Raw genomic sequence first — 17,777 nt, 5'->3', positions numbered from 1 at the left:
ACAAGATTCGAGCGAACCCCATGAGCGAGCAGAACACCATCCGCTGGGACAAGGATGCCGACGGCATCGTCATCTTGACGCTGGATGACCCCAACCAGTCCGCCAACACCATGAACGCCGCGTACATGAAGTCCATGCGCGCGACGGTGGACCGGCTGGCCAAGGAGAAGGCCGACATCACCGGCGTCATCCTCACCTCCGCCAAGAAGACCTTCTTCGCCGGCGGCGACCTGAACGACCTGCAGCGCATCCGCAAGGAGGACGCGAAGCAGGCGTTCGAGTTCGGCCAGGAAATCAAGGCGCACCTGCGCACGCTGGAGACCCTGGGCAAGCCCGTGGTCGCCGCCATCAACGGCGCGGCGCTGGGCGGAGGGCTGGAGATTGCCCTGGCCTGTCACCGCCGCATCGTCGCGGACGTGAAGGGCGCGCAGGTGGGCCTGCCGGAAGTCACGCTGGGCCTGTTGCCCGGTGGCGGCGGCGTGGTGCGCACGGTGCGCATGCTGGGCATCGTGGACGCGCTGATGAAGGTGCTGCTCCAGGGCCAGCGCTACCGCCCGCAGGAGGCCAAGGAGGTGGGCCTGGTGCACGAGGTGGTGGACTCCGTGGAGGCGCTGCTGCCCGCGGCCAAGGCGTGGATCAAGGCAAACCCGACGGCGCAGCAGCCGTGGGACGCGAAGGGCTACAAGATTCCGGGCGGCACGCCGTCCAACCCCGGCCTCGCGGCGAACCTGCCCGCCTTCCCCGCCAACCTGCGCAAGCAGATCAAGGGCGCGAACATGCCCGCGCCGCGCGCCATCATGGCGGTGGCCGTGGAAGGCACGCAGGTGGACATCGACACCGCGTTCACCATCGAGTCGCGCTACTTCACCGAGCTGGCCACCGGCCAGGTCGCGAAGAACATGATTCAGGCGTTCTTCTTCGACATGCAGCACATCAACTCCGGTGGCGGCCGGCCCAAGGGCTACCCGCAGCACACGGCAAAGAAGGTCGGCATCCTCGGCGCCGGGATGATGGGCGCGGGCATCGCCTACGTCTGCGCCAAGGCGGGCATCGACGTGGTGCTCAAGGACGTGAGCCAGGAGTCCGCGGAGAAGGGCAAGCAGTACTCCGTGAAGCTCGTGGAGAAGGCCGTCCAGAAGGGCAAGTCCACCAAGGAGAAGGGCGACGCGCTCCTGGCGCGAATCACCCCGACGGCGGACCCCGCCGCGCTCAAGGGCTGCGACCTGGTCATCGAGGCCGTGTTCGAGGGCGTGGAGCTCAAGCACAAGGTCTTCCAGGAGGTGCAGGACGTCGTGGCCCCCGACGCGGTGCTGGCGTCCAACACGTCCACGCTCCCCATCACCCTGCTGGCGGAGGGCGTGAAGCGCACGGAGGACTTCGTGGGCATGCACTTCTTCTCCCCCGTGGACAAGATGCCGCTGCTGGAGCTCATCGCCGGCAAGAAGACGAGCGACGCGACGCTGGCGAAGGCCATCGACATCGCGGTGCAGATTGGCAAGACGCCCATCGTCGTCAACGACAGCCGGGGCTTCTTCACCAGCCGCGTCATCGGCACGTTCCTCAACGAGGCCATCGCCATGGTGGGCGAGGGCATCTCCCCGGCGTCGATTGAACAGGCGGGCCTGCAGGCGGGCTACCCCGCGGCGCCCCTGGCGCTGATGGACGAGCTCACGCTGACCCTGCCGCGCAAGATTCGCCTGGAGACGAAGGCGGCCGCGGAGGCCGCGGGCCAGACGTGGGTGGAGCACGGCAGCTACGCCGTGGTGGACGCGCTCATCGACAAGCACGGGCGCAAGGGCCGCTCCACCGGGTCGGGCTTCTACGACTACGTGGACGGCAAGCGCGCGAACCTGTGGCCGGGGCTCGCCCAGCACTACACCAAGCCGGGCCACACCATCCCCTTCGAGGACATGAAGGAGCGCATGCTGTTCGCGGAGGCCATCGACACGGTGCGCTGCTTCGATGAAGGCGTGCTGCGCTCGGCGGCGGACGCCAACATCGGCTCCATCCTGGGCATCGGCTTCCCGGCCTGGACGGGCGGCGTGGCCCAGTTCATCAACGGCTACGAGGGCCCCGCTGGCACGGGTCCGCGTGGCTTCGTCACCCGCGCTCGCGAGCTCGCGCAGCGCTACGGGAAGCACTTCCTGCCGCCCGCGTCGCTCGTCGAAAAGGCCGAGCGGGGCGAGTTCCTGAAGTAGCCGCGCGAATCTCACGCAAGGAGAAGTCCCATGGCCCAGGGTTCCACCCGCCTCGCCGCTGTCCCGTCTTCGTTCGATGCGAAGGCGCTCGTCGAAAAGCAGCGTGCCTACTTTGAATCCCGCGTCACGCTCCCGCTCGCGTGGCGGCGGGCGCAGTTGGAGACCCTGGGCCAGACGGTGCGCAAGTACGAGGCGGAGATTCTCTCCGCCCTCAAGTCGGACCTGAACAAGAGCGCGGAGGAGGCGTATCTCACCGAGGTCGGCAGCATCTACGGGGAGATCAAGAGCGCGCTCAAGCACGTGAAGTCGTGGATGAAGCCCCGCAGGGGCTCGGCACCCATCGTCATCCAGCCGGCGCGGGCCTATCAGTACTCGGACCCGCTCGGCGTGACGCTGGTCATCGCGCCCTGGAACTACCCCTATCAGCTGTCGATAGCGCCGCTCATCGGGGCGCTCGCCGCGGGCTGCACCGCCGTGCTCAAGCCCAGCGAGCTGGCCCCTGCCACGTCGAGCGTGCTCTCCCGGCTGCTGTCGGAGGCGTTTCCGGAAGAAGTCGTCGCCGTCGTGGAGGGGGACGCGGAGACCAGCCGCGCCCTGCTCGCGGAGCGGTGGGACCTCATCTTCTTCACCGGCGGCACCCAGGTGGGCCGGGTGGTGGCCGAAGCCGCGGCCAAACACCTGACGCCCACCGTCCTGGAGCTGGGCGGCAAGAGCCCCTGCATCGTGGACCGGAGCGCGGACCTGGAGGTCACCGCGCGCCGCATCGCCTGGGGCAAGTACCTCAACGCGGGCCAGACGTGCATCGCTCCGGACTACGTGCTCATCCCGCCCGAGCTCAAGGAGCGCTTCACCGCGCTGGTCCAGAAGGCCGTCACCGGCTTCTACGGCGCCGACGCGCGCACCAGCAATGACTACGGCCGCATCATCAACCCCCGGCACTTCGAGCGGGTCTCCGCGCTCGCGGGGCACGGGAAGGTGGTCTTCGGCGGCGAGCGCGAGGCGTCCTCACGCTTCTTCGCGCCCACCGTCATCACCGACGTCCCCCTGTCCAGTCCGCTGATGCAGGACGAGATTTTTGGTCCCCTCCTCCCGCTGGTGGACTGCCCGAGCATCGACGAGGCCATCCGCTTCGTGCGCTCGCGGCCCAAGCCGCTCGCCCTCTACAGCTTCGCCAAGGACTCGGCCGTCAACGAGCGGGTCCTCACGGAGACGTCGAGCGGCGGCGCCGTGGTCAACGACGTCTGCGTCCACTTCGCGGCGGAGGGCCTGCCCTTCGGCGGCGTGGGAGAGTCCGGCGTGGGCGGCTACCACGGCCAGGCGAGCTTCGATGCCTTCAGCCACAAGAAGAGCGTCGTGAAGCGGCCCTTCCTGCTGGACCTGGCCATGCGCTACCCGCCGTACGTGGGCAAGCTCGGCCTCTTCAAGCGCCTGATGTAGCCACGGCCCCCGGGGGTGTCCTCCCGGAGGGCCGCCGTGCTTCACCGCCCACCCGTGACAGGCTGAAAGGCCCGTCACGGGTGAGTCGTTTTCAGAGCGTCTTCATGTACTCGATGAGGGCCCAGCGCTCGCTGTCGGTGAGCGACTGGGTGAAGTCGTGGCCCTGGTTGCCGAGCCCGTACAGGTGCGAGTTGAAGATCATGCGGGAGCGAATCTGCTTCTGGGTGATGGGCGGCGGCGACTGGTATGCCAGCGAGTTGTAGTTGGCGACGACGTTCGCGATGTTGGCGAACAGCACGTCCAGCGTGGCCATCTCATGGCTGCACGGGATGAAGGGGTCATTGGCCGGGCGATCTCCACAGGCCAGCGCCGTCACCTTCCAGCCGAGCTTGTTGAAGTCGTATGAGGCGTGGCTCGGGTCGAAGCCCGCGTTGGTGCCCAGGTTGTTGGTGGAGGTCTGCTGGCGCTTCCACACCTTGGGACGGTCCGACGGCTTCAGCACGTCCCAGAGCGTGGGCACGCTGGAGTTGTGGAAGTACGGGGCGGAGGCCCACGCACCGTAGAGCGGCGTGGCCACGTAGCCGAACGGCTTGATCCACGCGTTGGGCCCCTCGGGCGAGTACACGGGCCCCATGCCGTTGTCATACGCGGCGCGCGGCACCCGGCGCAGGGCGCTGCTGATGGGGTCGTCGTAGAACGGGCCGTGGTTGGGGTGCTCGTCGTTGTAGGCGAGGAAGGACGTGTTCCACGCCCTGCGCTTGCGCTCGTCCGCCATCAAATCCTTGCGGGCCGGGTCCGTGCGGATGGTTTCAATGGGGGTGATGACGCCGGAGATGCCCTTGAGGCGCGGGTCGGGCAGGTACGCGGGGTTGACCGCGTAGCGCGGCGAGTAGACGCCGTGGCAGCTCGCACAGGAGCCGTTGCCCGGAGTCTTCGGAATGGTGGCGTTGGCGCCATTGGCCCACAAGTCACGCTCGTGGAAGAGGACCGCGCCCTGCTCGGCCAGCGCGGTGTTGATGGCCTTCGGGTAGGCGGGGGGCGACATCGAGACGAAGAAGTTGTCGTTGTCCTCGAACTCGGCGGTCAGCGCGCGGCGCTCGGCCGCGTTGCGCCCCAGGTTGGCGACGGCGAACGCCATCTCCGAGCGGACGTTGTCCGACGTCAGCGCGCCATCCCAGAACTGGCGCGTCTTGAACGCGCGGTACCACCAGTTGGGAGCGCGGGACATGCCACCGGCATGGGTGGGGAAGTACTCGAGCAGGCTGGGCACCATCGCCAGCGAGTCCATGTCGAAGAGCGCGGGCAGCAGGTCGACGATGCCAATGGCGTCGCTCATGCCTCGGCCCACGCTCCAGGGCACGGGGGCAATCTGGAAGATGTTGCCCACCACGGTGGAGCGGAACATGTCGGACTGGATGAGGCCCGCGTCCAGGGCGTCGTTGGAGCGGCCCCACACGAAGCCGGCTTCCGACTCGGTGCCCAGCCGCGAGTCATGGCAGCCCGAGCAGGTGGAGGCGATGGCGCCCGTCCAGCGGCCGTTGGAGTCGCGCTCCTGCACCAGGCCGAGCGGGAGCTGACCGCTGCCGCCGTTGGTGAGGTTGGGGTTCTCCCAGGGCATCGGATAGGGATTGCGGAACGGGGCCTTCGACATCCCGTAGCGCTTGATGACCTGCTCGTCGAAGTCCGAGGGGCGGAACAGATATCCCCACAGCGTGTACATGCCGTAGTACGCGGTCGCCGTCGAGAAGGGCTGGAAGTACGCCCGCGTCTCGATGTTCTTCTTTCCGCGGGCGACGCTCGCGCGGAACTCTCCACAGTTCGTCGGGTTTGGCGCCAGCGTCGTCACGAACGGCGGCGGCGGGTTGTGCAGGTCCACCCAGTACGCGTTGAACTGCACCGCGGCCCCCGGCTTGTTGATGCCCGGGACAACGAGGGTTCGGGGGTCCACCGGCAACGGCGTGGAATCCGGCTGACCCTGGCACGCCGCCCCGAACGGAGAGCGGTTGGCCGTCACATCCAACAACGGCGGGTCCGCGGCCTCCGCCCGGGTGACGACCAGGGCCAGGAGCAAGGAACTCGAAAAAGCCCACTGACGACTTCGGTGCAGTCGCATGCGCGCAGCCCTCCACTACTTATTGGCACTCTGACAACAGCGCGATACTTAGGCCCCGGAGTGAAGGCGCACAATACGCAGCGCGTCAGCGAATCCGGGATTGGGGGGTTTTTGACGACCTGTCGCCTCAAGGCAGGGCCGCCCCACTTCAGCCTCAATCACAAACTCATCATCCGCCAGCGAGATATTCCGTGTTGCGGAATATCTGAAGTCCGTCGTATCAATGAGGTCACACCGCCCCCTCACCGGGGAAGACCTCCGTGCACCTCGACGCTCGCTCCTCGCCCCCTGTCCTCCCCTCGCTGGAAACCGGGTCCTCCCGGAGCGCCGACGCCGCGAGGCCTCCTTCCACCGGGAGCATCCCGTCGTGGCGGCGCTGGGTCTGGCTGCTCATCCTGCTGGGCCTGACGCCGGGAGCGGAGGCGAGCTCACGCTTCGAACTGGACGCGCCGTTCAACGTCGGGCTGGACCGCTCCTACGTCTTCTTCTCGCCCAATCGGATCCGCCGGGTGGGAGACCCGGAGCCCTCGCACCTGGTGTTCGAGGCCCAGGTCGCACCCAATCTCTTCCTGCCCCAGCTCCACATCGGCCACGCCACCCCCACGCTGGGTGAGTACATCCTGAGCGCGGTGGTGACGCCGAACATCCGGCTGCGCATGCTGGCGCAGGAGTCCAGCCCCGTCATTCCGCCGTCCTTCATGCCCAAGCTGACGCTCCAGGCGGCGCACTTGTGGAAGCCCTGGCTGGATGACCAGGGCAAACCCAGGCGAATGGCCTTGTCGTTCATCAACGTCTCGGTGGGGCATTACTCCAATGGCCAGGCGGGGTGCTTCTACGCCAACCAGAGCGAGGCCGAGGGAGGCTGCGCGTCCGTCGAGGGCGAGCTGCCACTCAATGAGACCAGCGGCGACTTCTCCACCAACTTCATCCGGCTGGAAGCCCAGTTCCGGCTCATCGAGAACATCGACCTGGCCCGTCGCTCCGCCTGGAGCTTCGGCGTGGGGGCCTTCATCGAACGCAATTCCTCACTCGCCTTCGGCGGCATCACCCCGGAGATGCGCGAAGTGTATGGCGATGGCCATGTCGGCTTTGGCCTCCTGGTGGAGCGGCTGTGGTTCGAGCACCGCTTCCGCGTGGAGGGCAACGTCAACGGCCCCTTTGGAGAGACACCTGGCCAGCGGTGGACCTTCAACGTGGAAGCCGCCGCCCTCCCCCGCTGGGGCGCGGGCTTCGGCGCGTTCGTCCGGTACGTGCACGGACAGGACTACCTCAACATCCTCTTCCTGGAGCCGGTGAGCCTGGTCCAGTTCGGCCTCATCTTCGAACTGGGCCCTGGCCTGCGCGCCAGGAGCGGCCCGTCCGGAGACCCGCTGGGTCCGACATGAGCACGCGGGGCGTCAATTCCTCCCACCTTGCCAGACCTATCCCCACGCTTGCCTTTGGCATTTATGTGTCCTGACAGCTCCTCAATCCCTGCATTCCGCGCCATGATGCCAACATCGCTGTCGGGGAGGCTCGCGATGTTCAACGTCATGCAGGTCGCAAGGCAACTCAAGAGCGCGGTGCTGGCGGACCCTGAGCGCTTCTATACGAACGAGACGGGCGCCTGGGTGACGGGGCTTCCAACGCCACAAGAGATTCGCGTCAGCACCGGACGGGAGCCGTTCTGGATCAACCTGGGCTACTGGCGTGACGTGGAGCGGGTGGACGAGACGAACTGCGAGCGCGTGGGAGAGCTGTTCATGGCGGCCCAGGCGCAGATGGCGCACCTGCTCGCCCGCACGGCGCGGCTGGGCGAGCGCGACTCGGTGCTGGACTGCGGCTTCGGCTATGCGGACCAGGACATCCTCTGGGCGGAGACGTATCGCCCCGCGCGCATCGTCGGCGTCAACGTCACGCCCAAGCAGGTCGACATCGGACGAGAGCGCCTCAGGCTCACCGGGCTGGACGGCGTCGTGAAGCTGGAATTGGGCTCGGCGACGCAGCTGCCCTTCGGCGCGGGCGAGTTCGACGTCGTCTTCGCCCTGGAGTCCGCGATGCACTTCCGGACGCGCGGCGACTTCCTGCGCGAGGCATTCCGGGTGCTGCGCCCGGGAGGCCGGTTGGTCATGGCGGACATGTGTCAGAAGACGGACCGCGAGTCGGGCGCGGGGCTGCGTCGCCGCCTGCGTCACCGCTACTGGCGAGGCCGGATTGCCTTTCCCGAGGCCAACGTCTGGACGACGCAGCGCTATGTCTCCGAGCTGCGACACGCGGGCTTCCAGCTGGCCCGGTTGGACTCCATCGCGTCGGATGTCTACCCGGCGGTCAACACCGCGCTGGCCGCGCTGCGAGGGATGACGGCCGCCGAGCGACAGCCCGGCAGTGTCACCGTCGCCAAGGTCCGCGAGGACGTGCGACGCGCGCGGCAGATGGAGTTCGAGCAACTCCAATGGCTCACGCTGTTCAACTGCGACGAGTACGCGGTGGTCTACGCGGAGAAGCCCTGAGCCGAGCATGTCGGCCGCCGCCGTCCGGAATCGAGTGACTCCGGACGGTGTGGCCGCGCTCCGGCCCGACGTCCGTCAGACGAACGAGGCGACGTAGAAGTGCGTCGGCAGGTGGACGACGAGCGCGGTGTGAATCTCGCCGCAAACCGCCAGGCCCTCTCGCGGGAAGATTCCCGGGGGCGCCTCCGCGAAGCGGATGGAGGAGCGACCGCTGTCGAAGATGGTGGCCGCCGCGGTGAAGTCCCCGACGATGACCTGCCCGGGGTCCACCATGCGCGCCCGAGCGATGCGCACGCCCATGCTCGTCAGGTCCGCCAGCAGTCCGCCGCGTCCCACGAAGTACCGGTAGTAGTCCGCGGGGTTGACGAGGATTCCGTCGGCGCTGCCGCCCATCTGCTCGACCCTGTCACACGCGGCCAGCAGCGAGGAGACAGGGTCCGAGCGTGCGGGGAGGCGGGCAATCCCCGGCGTCTCCAGGAGCCCGCGCACGCGGTCTCCTCCGCGTCCGCGAGCGAGGGCCTGGTTCTCCGCCGTGCACAGCCGCACCAGCAGCCGGAAGTCGATGAAGGTCGCCAGCGTCTCCGGGTCGTCGAGCAGCGCCGGGGGCACTTGAATCCAGGCCGTCGTCGGCTTGAGCGTCGCCAGGTCCGTGTGGAACTCGAAGGCGGCCTCGGGGCGCAGGCCCACGTCCTCCACCGCCACCGTCGGCGCCGTCTGGGGAGGCGTCTCGTGCCAGTACTTCACCTTGGCGCCGTCCGCCTTCGCGACCTTGAACAGGGCACGCACCGCGATGCGCGGCCGTCGCTTGAAGCCCGGGAAGGCCTCGGTGATGGTGTGAGAGAAATCCACCGAGGCCTTCGCACCCTGCGTGGCGACCGCCTGGGCGAAGAGCTTTCCGGGGGAGAGAACGGGCTGCTCCACTGTCTCGTTCGCGCTCATGTCGACCTCGGGCCTACTCGCCCCAGTCCTCCTCTACCTCGGGTGCCTCTTCGAGCCGCAGTGGGTTGAGGCCCACCACCTCCAGCTCGCCGTCACACCCCGAGCACGTGAGGACTTCGCCCTGCACACGGCCCTCACCATCGATGGGCTGAGAACACGTGGGACACAGAGCCTGCCCGGTCGCTTCCGACTGCTTCGTCAGTGCATGCATGCCCTTGCTCCTTCTTCAACCGCCGTCGCTGTCGCTGACGGCAACGGGTTCATGGGGCGCGATGTTTCACACCCTCCCTGAGTCCCAGGCGCGTGCAGTCTGGGAGCCTTCTCCGCCCTCGTCAAGACAAGCCACGAAAGGCGCGCGAGTGCAGCAAGGTGGCATTTCTCAGCTGTCTCGGCACGAAGGATTTCTGTGCTCCACTGTCGCCACGTCCCATGTCCATTCGGCGACTTTCGAGTCATCCGTCGTTTCGAGCCTTCAGCCACCCAGCCTACGTGAAGGTCTGGTGGGGTGGGCTCATCTCCACGTTGGGGACGTGGATGGAGCTGGTCGCGCTGGGCATCTACGTGACGGAGACGACGGGGCGCGCGGAGTGGATGGGCCGCATCACCGCGCTGGCGTTCCTGCCGTCCATCGTCCTCGTCCCGCTCGCGGGAACACTGGCGGACCGGTTTGACCGGCGCGCGTATCTGGCGGTGTGCACGCTGGGTCAGGCGCTGATAGCCGGGGCGCTCGCGGCGCTGGCCGCCATGGGGCAGCTCACGCTCACGCCCCTGGCCATCCTCTGCGTCCTGCACGGCTGCATGAGCGCGCTGACCCTGCCGGTCTTCTCGGCGATGACGGCCGTGATTCTCCCGCCCGAGCAGCTTCACAGCGGCCTCAGTCTGGACCTGGCGCAGGCCAACCTGGGGCGCATCTTCGGCCCGGCGCTCGCGGCCATCGTCCTCACGCGAGGCGGCGTGGCGTGGGCATTTCTCATCAACACGATTTCCTTCGTGGCCGTGCTGGTGGCGCTGGCGTGGATGGGGCCGGTGAGTCGAGGGAGCACGAGGCCCGGTGAGGGCCTGTGGAGTGGCGTGAAGCGCGGGCTGCTCGCGGCGCGTGAGGACGTGGGCATCGCCGCGGCGCTGGGTGGCACGCTGGGGGTGGCCGCGCTCATCTCTCCCTTCATCGCGCTGGTGCCGGTGCTCGCGCTGCGGGTGCTCCATGGAGACGCGGCCACGGCGTCGCTGCTCACGACCGTGCAGGGCGTGGGAGCGGTCACCGCCGCCGTACTGGCGGGGACACTGGCCGAGCGTTGGGGACGCGGTCCTCTGCTGGAAAGGACGCTGCTCCTGCTGGGGCCCGTGGCCGCCACGTACTGGCTGTCGCCGACCGTGGCCTTCGCGGGTGTCTCGCTCTTCATCCTCGGCGCGTTGTATCTGCTTGCCGTGGGGGGATTGAGGACGCTGTGCCAGGGTCGCGCCAGCGCGGAGCTCCAGGTGCGCGTGAGCGGCCTGTTCAATCTGGTCCTGAACCTCGGGTACTCGGGCGGGGTGTGGTTGCAGGGAGCGCTGGGAGACCGACTGGGACTGCGCGCCGTCACCGCATGCGCGGCACTGCTCTTCTTCGCGCTGGCCCTGGGCGTTCGCGTCCTGCTGCCCGGGAGACTCGCGTCACTGGAGGCGCGATTGCCTCCTCCTTCGACCTGAGTGCGGGGCATGCGGCCATGCTCCGAGGTCCGCTCGCTTCGATGGAGGTCTCGATTGCCAAGTCCTTCGCGCTGAGCGCGGCTCAAGCGGACACCCTCCAGGGTCGGCGCGCTTTGAGGGAGGCTTCGCTCGCCACGTCCTTCGCACTGAGCGTGGCTCATGCGGACACACTCCGGGGTCGGCTCGCTTCGAGGGAGGTCTCGCTCGCCACGTCCTTCGACCTGAGCGCGGCTCATGCGGACACACTCCGGGGCTGGGTCTTCGCCTGGGCTCGCGCGAGCGCGTCGCGCAGAATTGTGGCGAGTTGCTGCACTCCCGGAAGCCGCAGCAGCGCGTAGTGGTCTCCGGGCAGCGTGTGGACCTCCACGCCGCCCCTCGCCAGCAGCTCCCATTCGTGAGCACGGGGCGACTCGCCCGACTCGATGGAGAGCAACGTGCCGGTGTACGGCCGGGGCACATACCGCCAGGCAGCCCGGAGATTCGACTCGAACACCTCGCGCAGCGCGCTGAGGCCCGACTCGGGCAGGGCCGCCGCCTTGCGACCGGCCTCTTCCAGGAGATGCAGTGCTTCCTCCGGAGCGAGCTGTGAAAGCGCGGCCTCGGAGCACGGAAGGTCCGCGCCCGCCGCGCGCAGCAGGTCCCTGAAGAAGAGCGCGCCCAACCTCGTGGGCTCCAGCCACTCCCGGTCCACCGCACCTCCGGGATGGGCTCGCGCATAGGTGTCGATGAGCACCAGCAGGTCCACCTGTTCGCCCTGCTCCTGAAGTTGCTGCGCCAGTTCGAACGCGAGCGTGCCGCCCAAGGACCATCCACCGAGCAGGTAGGGCCCACGAGGCTGGACAGTGCGAACGGCGCGCAGGTAGTGGGCCGCCAGGGACTCCACGCTGTCGAGGGTCGGCGCCTCTCCGTCAAGCCCCGGTGCCTGCAAGCCGTAGAAGGGCTGGTCGGGCCCCAACAGGTGCGCGAGCTCCGCGTACGCGAGGACCGTTCCGCCCACGGGGTGGATGCAGAAGAAGGGCCGCTTCGTCCTTCCGCTCCGCAGCTCCACCAGCGACGACGTCGGCCCCTGGTCCTGGTGCAACAGGCCCGCGATACGCTCCACCGTCGCGCCCTGGAACAAGGTCGCCACCGGAAGCGACCGCCCCGTCAGCCCGCGAATCCGCCCGAGCAGCCGCACGGCCAACAACGAGTGCCCACCCAGCTCGAAGAAGTCCTCGCGGATGCCCACGGGATGCAAGCCCAGCGTTTCCTCCCATGCACGGACAAGCTGAAGCTCCAGCGACGTTCGCGGCGGGACTCGCTCCACCAAGCGGGCAGCCACCTCTCCCTCCGGAGCAGGCAGCGCGCGGCGGTTCACCTTGCCGCTGGGCGTGAGCGGCAGCGAATCCAACGGCACGAAGTGGCCGGGCACCATGTACTCGGGCAGTCGTTGCTTGAGGAAGCTCCGCAGCGCAGGGGCCGCTGGCGGACCGCCCTCCGCGCCCACGACATAGGCCACCAGTCGCGTGAGGCCCGAGCCATCCGCGCGCGCCTCCACCACGCAGTCCTTCAGCGCCGGGTGGCGCGCGAGCACCGCTTCGATTTCGGCCAGCTCGATGCGATAGCCACGCACCTTCACCTGCGCGTCGCGTCGACCGAGGAACTCGAGCGTCCCGTCCTGCCGATACCGCGCGAAGTCACCCGTGCGGTACAGCCGCGCACCGGGAGAGAGGTCGAGCGGGTCCGGAACGAAACGCTCCAGCGTCAGGTCCGGCCGGTGGAGATAGCCACGCGCCAGCGCGTCACCTCCGAGGTACATCTCCCCGGGAACACCGAGGGGAACAGGTGCCTGTCGCGCGTCCAGCAGATGGACCCGGGCGTTCGCGATGGGGCGTCCGATGGAGGGCAGGTCGGGCCATGACTCGGGGTCGCCGGCCAGCGTGTGCGCCGTCACCACGTGCGACTCCGTGGGCCCGTAGTGATTGTGCAGGACACACCCGGGCAATCTCCGCGCGAAGCGACGCAGGGCCGGCGTCACCCGAAGCTGTTCTCCCGCCGTCACGATTTCGCGGAGCCGTCGCGGCACGAAGTCTTCGCGGTCCGCCACCTCCGCCAGGTTCTGGAGCGCGACGAAGGGCAGGAAGAGGCGCTCGACTTCACACCGGTCCATCAGCTCCAGCAGGGCGTGCGCATCCAGGCGCAGGTCCTCGGTGATGAGCACCAGCTCCCCTCCCGCCGCCCAGGTGGAGAACAGCTCCTGGAAGCTCACGTCGAAGCTCAGCGGGGAGAACTGGAGCGTCCTCCCCCTGGGAAGCGTGGACGCGCCGAGCTGCCACTGCACGAGATTGAGCAGAGGCCCGTGAGGCATGGCCACCCCCTTGGGCGTACCGGTGGAGCCCGAGGTGTAGATGACGTAGGCGAGCGACTCCGGGCCCGCCAGCGGCTCCAGGTCCGCCGAGCGCTCCTCCGCGAAACGCGCCGCCTCCGTGTCGAGGTCGAGCCTGCGCGCCACGCCGTCCGGCAACACGTCGGAGAGCGTGGACTGCGTGAGCAACCATGTGGCACCCGAGGAGCGGAGCATCCACTCCAGGCGCTCCCGTGGATAGGAGGGGTCCAGCGGGACATACGCGCCGCCCGCCTTGAGGACTCCGAGCACTCCCACAGCCAGGTCGAGCGAACGTCGGACACACAGGGCCACCGGAACGTCAGCGCCCACACCACCCCGGCGGAGGAATCGCGCGAGTCGGTTCGCCTGCCGGTTCAGCTCGCCATAGGTGAGCGCGTGTTCGCCAAAGCGGACAGCGACCGCATCGGGCGTGCGCGCGGCGTGCGCCTCGAAGAGCGCATTCACACAGGACGCCGAGGACCGAGGCGCCTCGGTGGCGTTCCAATCGACCAGCAAGCGGCGTCGCTCGGCCTCCCCCAGCAACGGCAGCGCCTCCACGTCCTGTCCTGGCTGGGAGAGCGCGGCCTGGAGCAGTCGCGTGTAGTGGCCCGCCATCCGAGACACCGTCTCCTCGTCGAAGAGGTCCGTGTTGTATTCCCAGTACGTCACGAGCGACTGAGGGAGCTCGCGCACGAAGAGCGTGAGGTCGAACTTCGCCATGCCCGGCTCGAAGCTCAGCTCCTCCACGGCGAGGCCGGACAGGGCCAGCGGAGCCGTGGGCCCAGGCATGACAAACATGACCTGGAAGAGTGGCGAGCGACTCAGGTCCCGGCTCGGCTGGAGCGCGTCCACCAACTGCTCGAACGGAAGGTCCTGATGCGCGAACGCTCCCAGGCACGCGCGCCGCACCCTCCTCAACAACTCCCGGAAGCTCGCCCCTTGCGTCTGCGTCCTCAGCACCAGCGTGTTCACGAAGAACCCCACCAGCGCCTCCACCTGCCTCCAGTTCCTCCCGGAGATGGGCGTCCCCACCACCACGTCCGTCTGTCCGCTGTAGCGCGAGAGCAACGCCTGGAATCCCGCCAGCAGCGTCATGTACAGCGTCACCCCTTCCTTCAGGCTCAGCTCGCGCAGCGCCCCCGCCAGCTCCGGGGGCAGTCGCACCGCGAGATGGCCCCCGTTGAATGACTGCATGGCGGGCCGTGGCCTGTCGGTGGGCAGCTCCAACACGGGCGGCGCGCCTGCGAGCTGCTGCTTCCACCACGTCAGCTGCTTCTCCAGTACCTCCCCCTTCAGCCACTCTCGCTGCCACCTCGCGTAGTCCGCGTACCGCACCTCCGGGCGCCGTTCGTCGACGGCCGTCCCTCTCATCTTGGCCTCGTACGCTTCGCTCAGCTCCCTCTCCAGCACTCCCACCGACCACCCGTCGAACACGATGTGATGCACCACCCACACCAACACGTGCTCCGCCTCCCCCACCTTCAGCACCTTCGCCCTCAGCAGCGGCCCTCGCTCCAGGTCGAACGGCCCGCGCGCCTCCTCCTCCACTCGCGCCAGCACCTCCCCTTCCTTCACCTCCTCCACGCGCAGGATGAACTCCACCACCTCGTGGATTCGCTGCACCGGCCGGCCGTCCACTTCGCCGAACGTCGTCCGCAGTGACTCGTGTCGCCTCGCCACCTCGCGGAACGCGTCCTCCAGCGCCTTCACGTGCAGAGGCCCCGTCAGCCTCACCGCGAAAGGCATGTTGTAGGAGAACCCCTCGGCATCGAGCTGGGAGAGGAACCACAACCGCTGCTGCGCGAAGGACTGCTCCGCCACGGCACTCGGAAGTCCTCGCACCAATGGCGGCGGTGCCGCGCCCCTCGCATCCTCCAGCACGTCTTCCAGATGCTCCGCGAGCTGGGCCACCGTGGGGGACTCGAACAGCACCCGGACAGGGAGTTCGCGACCGATGACTTCCTTCAAGCGCGACACCGCCTGCGTCGCGAGCAGCGAGTGTCCTCCCAGCTCGAAGAAGTGGGCCTCGACGCCCACACGCTCCAGTCCGAGCAACGGGCCGAAGACCTCCGCGACCACACGCTCCATCGCGGTGCGCGGCGCCATGTAGCCACCCCGAGCTTCCTCCGCACGCGGCACGGGCAGGGCCTTGCGGTCCACCTTTCCCGTCGGCGCCAGCGGAAGCGTGGGCAGAGACACGAAGGCCGACGGCACCATGTACTCGGGCAGCTTCGCCTGCAGTTGCGTGCGCAGCTCGGAGGGTTCGAGCCGCTGGCCTTCCTGGAAGACGGCGTAGCCCACGAGCCGCCGATCTCCCGGCACGTCCTCGCGGACGACAGCCACCGCGTCTCGCACACCAGGGAGGGCTCGCAACACCACCTCCACTTCGCCCAGCTCGATGCGGAACCCGCGCAGCTTCACCTGGCCGTCCAGGCGGCCGAGGAACTCCAGGTTCCCATCCGCGAGCCAGCGGGCCCTGTCCCCCGTGCGGTAATAGCGCTCGCCTGATGCGGCGCCGAGCGTGTCCGGAAGGAAGCGGTCCGCGGTCAGGTCCGGACGGCCGTGGTAGCCATGCGCGAGGCTGGCACCGGCGACGCCCACTTCCCCTGGGACACCGAGGGGACAGGGCTCGCCCTTCGCATCCAGCACATAGAGCCGCACGTTGGTGATGGGCTCTCCCACGGGAGGCAGCGCGGGCCATGACGACGGTGGGCCCGATGCCCTCCAGGCCGTCACGACGTGCGCCTCCGAGGGCCCGTACTGATTCTCCAGCACGCAGCCCGGGAGCCGCTCGAAGAAGGCCACCAGCGCGGGCGTCACCTGGAGCTGCTCGCCCGCTGTCACCACCTCCGTCAGCGGCGGCAACACATCCTCCGCACCGGCCGCGTCACACACAGCCTGGAGCGCGACGAAGGGCAGGAACAGTCGCTCCACCCGGTGACGCACCATATACCGCAGCATCGCGCTGGGGTCCCGGCGCAACTCGGGGGTGATGAGCAGGACGCGCCCGCCCAGGCACCAGGTGCCGAACAACTCCTGGAAGGAGACATCGAAGTTGAGCGAAGCGAACTGGAGCGTGGTGGCGTCCGGCTTCACCGTGCGCCGCAGCAACCACCCTAGCATGTTGCCCACCGCGCGGTGGGACATGACGATGCCCTTCGGTCGCCCCGTGCTGCCCGAGGTGTAGACGAAGTAGCAGTGTGTCTCCGGGGAGACGTCGACACGCGGAGTCGTCGTGGGTCGCCGGGCGATGGCGGGGCCTTCGTCTTCCAGGCAGACAATGCGAGCGCCGGTGTTCGGCGGCAGCGCGGCGACGAGGTGCGACTGCGCCAGCACCACGGGCGCACGCGTATCCTCCAGCATGAGCGCCAGTCGCTCGACGGGCCAGGTCGGGTCCAATGGAAGGAACGCCGCGCCCGCCTTCAAGGTGGCGAGCACCGCCACCGGCATCTCCAGTCCGCTCCGGTCCAGGCACAAACCCACCGAGCCATTGGGAGGAACCCCGAGCGCCACCAGGTGGTGCGCGAGCTGGTTCGCGCGCGCGTCCAGCTCCGCATAGGTCAGCGAGCGTGTGCCGTCCGTGACGGCCTCCGCATCAGGCGTTCGCGAGACCTGGGCCTCCACCCATTGGTGCATCAGCCCCGGCACATAGGTGGAGTCCTGGCGCGAGCCCCAGTCGACCAGCAAGCGCTGTCGCTCGGAGTCTCCGAGCAGAGGGAGCTCCGAGACCTGTCGTTCCGAGGTCTCCACCGCCGCGCTCAGCAGCCGGCCGTAGTGGCCCGCCATGCGCGACACCGTCTCCTCGTCGAAGAGGTCCGTGTTGTATTCCCAGTACGTCACCAACCCGCGAGGCGTCTCCCACGCGAACAACGTCAGGTCGAACTTCGACACGCCGGGCTCGAAGTCGAGGTCCTCCACCTGAACGCCGTCCAGGTCGAGTGGCGACAAGGTGCCAGGCATGACGAACATGACCTGGAAGAGTGGCGAGCGACTCAAGTCCCGACTCGGCTGGAGCGCGTCCACCAGCTGCTCGAACGGAAGGTCCTGGTGCGCGAACGCTCCCAGGCACGCGCGCCTCACCCTCCTCAACAGCTCCCGGAAGCTCGCCCCTTGCGTCTGCGTCCTCAGCACCAGCGTGTTCACGAAGAACCCCACCAGCGCCTCCACCTGCCTCCAGTTCCTCCCGGAGATCGGCGTCCCCGCCACCACGTCCGACTGTCCGCTGTAGCGCGAGAGCAACGCCTGGAACCCCGCCAGCAGCGTCATGTACAGCGTCACCCCCTCCTTCCGGCTCAGCTCGCGCAGCGCCCCTTCCAGCCCCGCTGGCAGCGCGACCCGCTTCAGTGCGCCTTGGTAGGTCCGCACCGCGGGCCTCGGGCGGTCCGTCGGCAGCTCCAGCACCAGCGGCGCTCCCGCCAGCTCCTCCTTCCACCACGCCAACTGCTTCTCCAGTACCGCCCCCTTCAGCCACTCCCGCTGCCACCTCGCGTAGTCCGCGTACTGCACCTCCAAGCCTCCCTCCGCCCCCGTCTCCCCTCTCACCCTCGCCC

The 17,777-nt window shown here is 68.4% G+C and carries 9 protein-coding genes; 5 read left to right on the top strand and 4 right to left on the bottom strand.

Annotated features, from left to right (window positions below; all coding sequences use genetic code 11):
• Positions 1-20 precede the first annotated feature (20 nt).
• A complete protein-coding gene (locus HR086_RS15740) occupies positions 21-2,198 on the top strand; it encodes a 3-hydroxyacyl-CoA dehydrogenase NAD-binding domain-containing protein (RefSeq protein ID WP_174466026.1) in 2,178 nt (725 codons plus the stop codon).
• Between the two features lie 30 nt (positions 2,199-2,228).
• Entirely contained in the window at positions 2,229-3,635 is a 1,407-nt protein-coding gene (locus HR086_RS15735; RefSeq protein ID WP_174455655.1) for an aldehyde dehydrogenase family protein, read from the top strand.
• Between the two features lie 91 nt (positions 3,636-3,726).
• On the opposite strand, the gene HR086_RS15730 is transcribed toward HR086_RS15735, so the two are convergent.
• On the bottom strand, positions 3,727-5,748 hold the full coding sequence (locus tag HR086_RS15730; RefSeq protein WP_174466025.1) for a hypothetical protein: 2,022 nt from the start codon (positions 5,746-5,748) through the stop codon (positions 3,727-3,729).
• Between the two features lie 260 nt (positions 5,749-6,008).
• Here HR086_RS15730 and HR086_RS15725 point away from each other — a divergent pair, with 260 nt between their 5' ends.
• Positions 6,009-7,133: a hypothetical protein gene (locus HR086_RS15725; protein ID WP_371745689.1), complete on the top strand. Its 1,125-nt coding sequence runs from the start codon at positions 6,009-6,011 to the stop codon at positions 7,131-7,133.
• Positions 7,134-7,268: 135 nt separating this feature from the next.
• Positions 7,269-8,237, top strand: a complete 969-nt coding sequence (locus HR086_RS15720) for a cyclopropane-fatty-acyl-phospholipid synthase family protein (protein WP_141644959.1) — start codon at positions 7,269-7,271, stop codon at positions 8,235-8,237.
• A gap of 75 nt (positions 8,238-8,312) precedes the next feature.
• Here HR086_RS15720 and HR086_RS15715 read toward each other — a convergent pair whose 3' ends face one another.
• Entirely contained in the window at positions 8,313-9,176 is an 864-nt protein-coding gene (locus tag HR086_RS15715) for a family 3 encapsulin nanocompartment shell protein (protein WP_141644958.1), read from the bottom strand.
• A 13-nt stretch (positions 9,177-9,189) separates the two neighbouring features.
• Positions 9,190-9,387, bottom strand: a complete 198-nt coding sequence (gene lysW / locus HR086_RS15710; protein ID WP_141644957.1) for a lysine biosynthesis protein LysW — start codon at positions 9,385-9,387, stop codon at positions 9,190-9,192.
• A 218-nt stretch (positions 9,388-9,605) separates the two neighbouring features.
• Here lysW and HR086_RS15705 point away from each other — a divergent pair, with 218 nt between their 5' ends.
• Positions 9,606-10,862 (top strand): MFS transporter, encoded by a 1,257-nt coding sequence (locus HR086_RS15705; protein WP_174466024.1) that lies wholly within the window; start codon positions 9,606-9,608, stop codon positions 10,860-10,862.
• Between the two features lie 232 nt (positions 10,863-11,094).
• On the opposite strand, the gene HR086_RS15700 is transcribed toward HR086_RS15705, so the two are convergent.
• Positions 11,095-17,733: an amino acid adenylation domain-containing protein gene (locus HR086_RS15700; RefSeq protein WP_373564308.1), complete on the bottom strand. Its 6,639-nt coding sequence runs from the start codon at positions 17,731-17,733 to the stop codon at positions 11,095-11,097.
• Between the last annotated feature and the right edge of the window lie 44 nt (positions 17,734-17,777).

Origin of the sequence: Myxococcus sp. CA039A (genome assembly GCF_013336645.1) — a bacterium.
Taxonomy (GTDB): domain Bacteria; phylum Myxococcota; class Myxococcia; order Myxococcales; family Myxococcaceae; genus Myxococcus; species Myxococcus llanfairpwllgwyngyllgogerychwyrndrobwllllantysiliogogogochensis.
The sequence above is the reverse complement of the archived record's forward strand: the minus strand, read 5'-3'. Positions and strand labels throughout refer to the sequence as shown.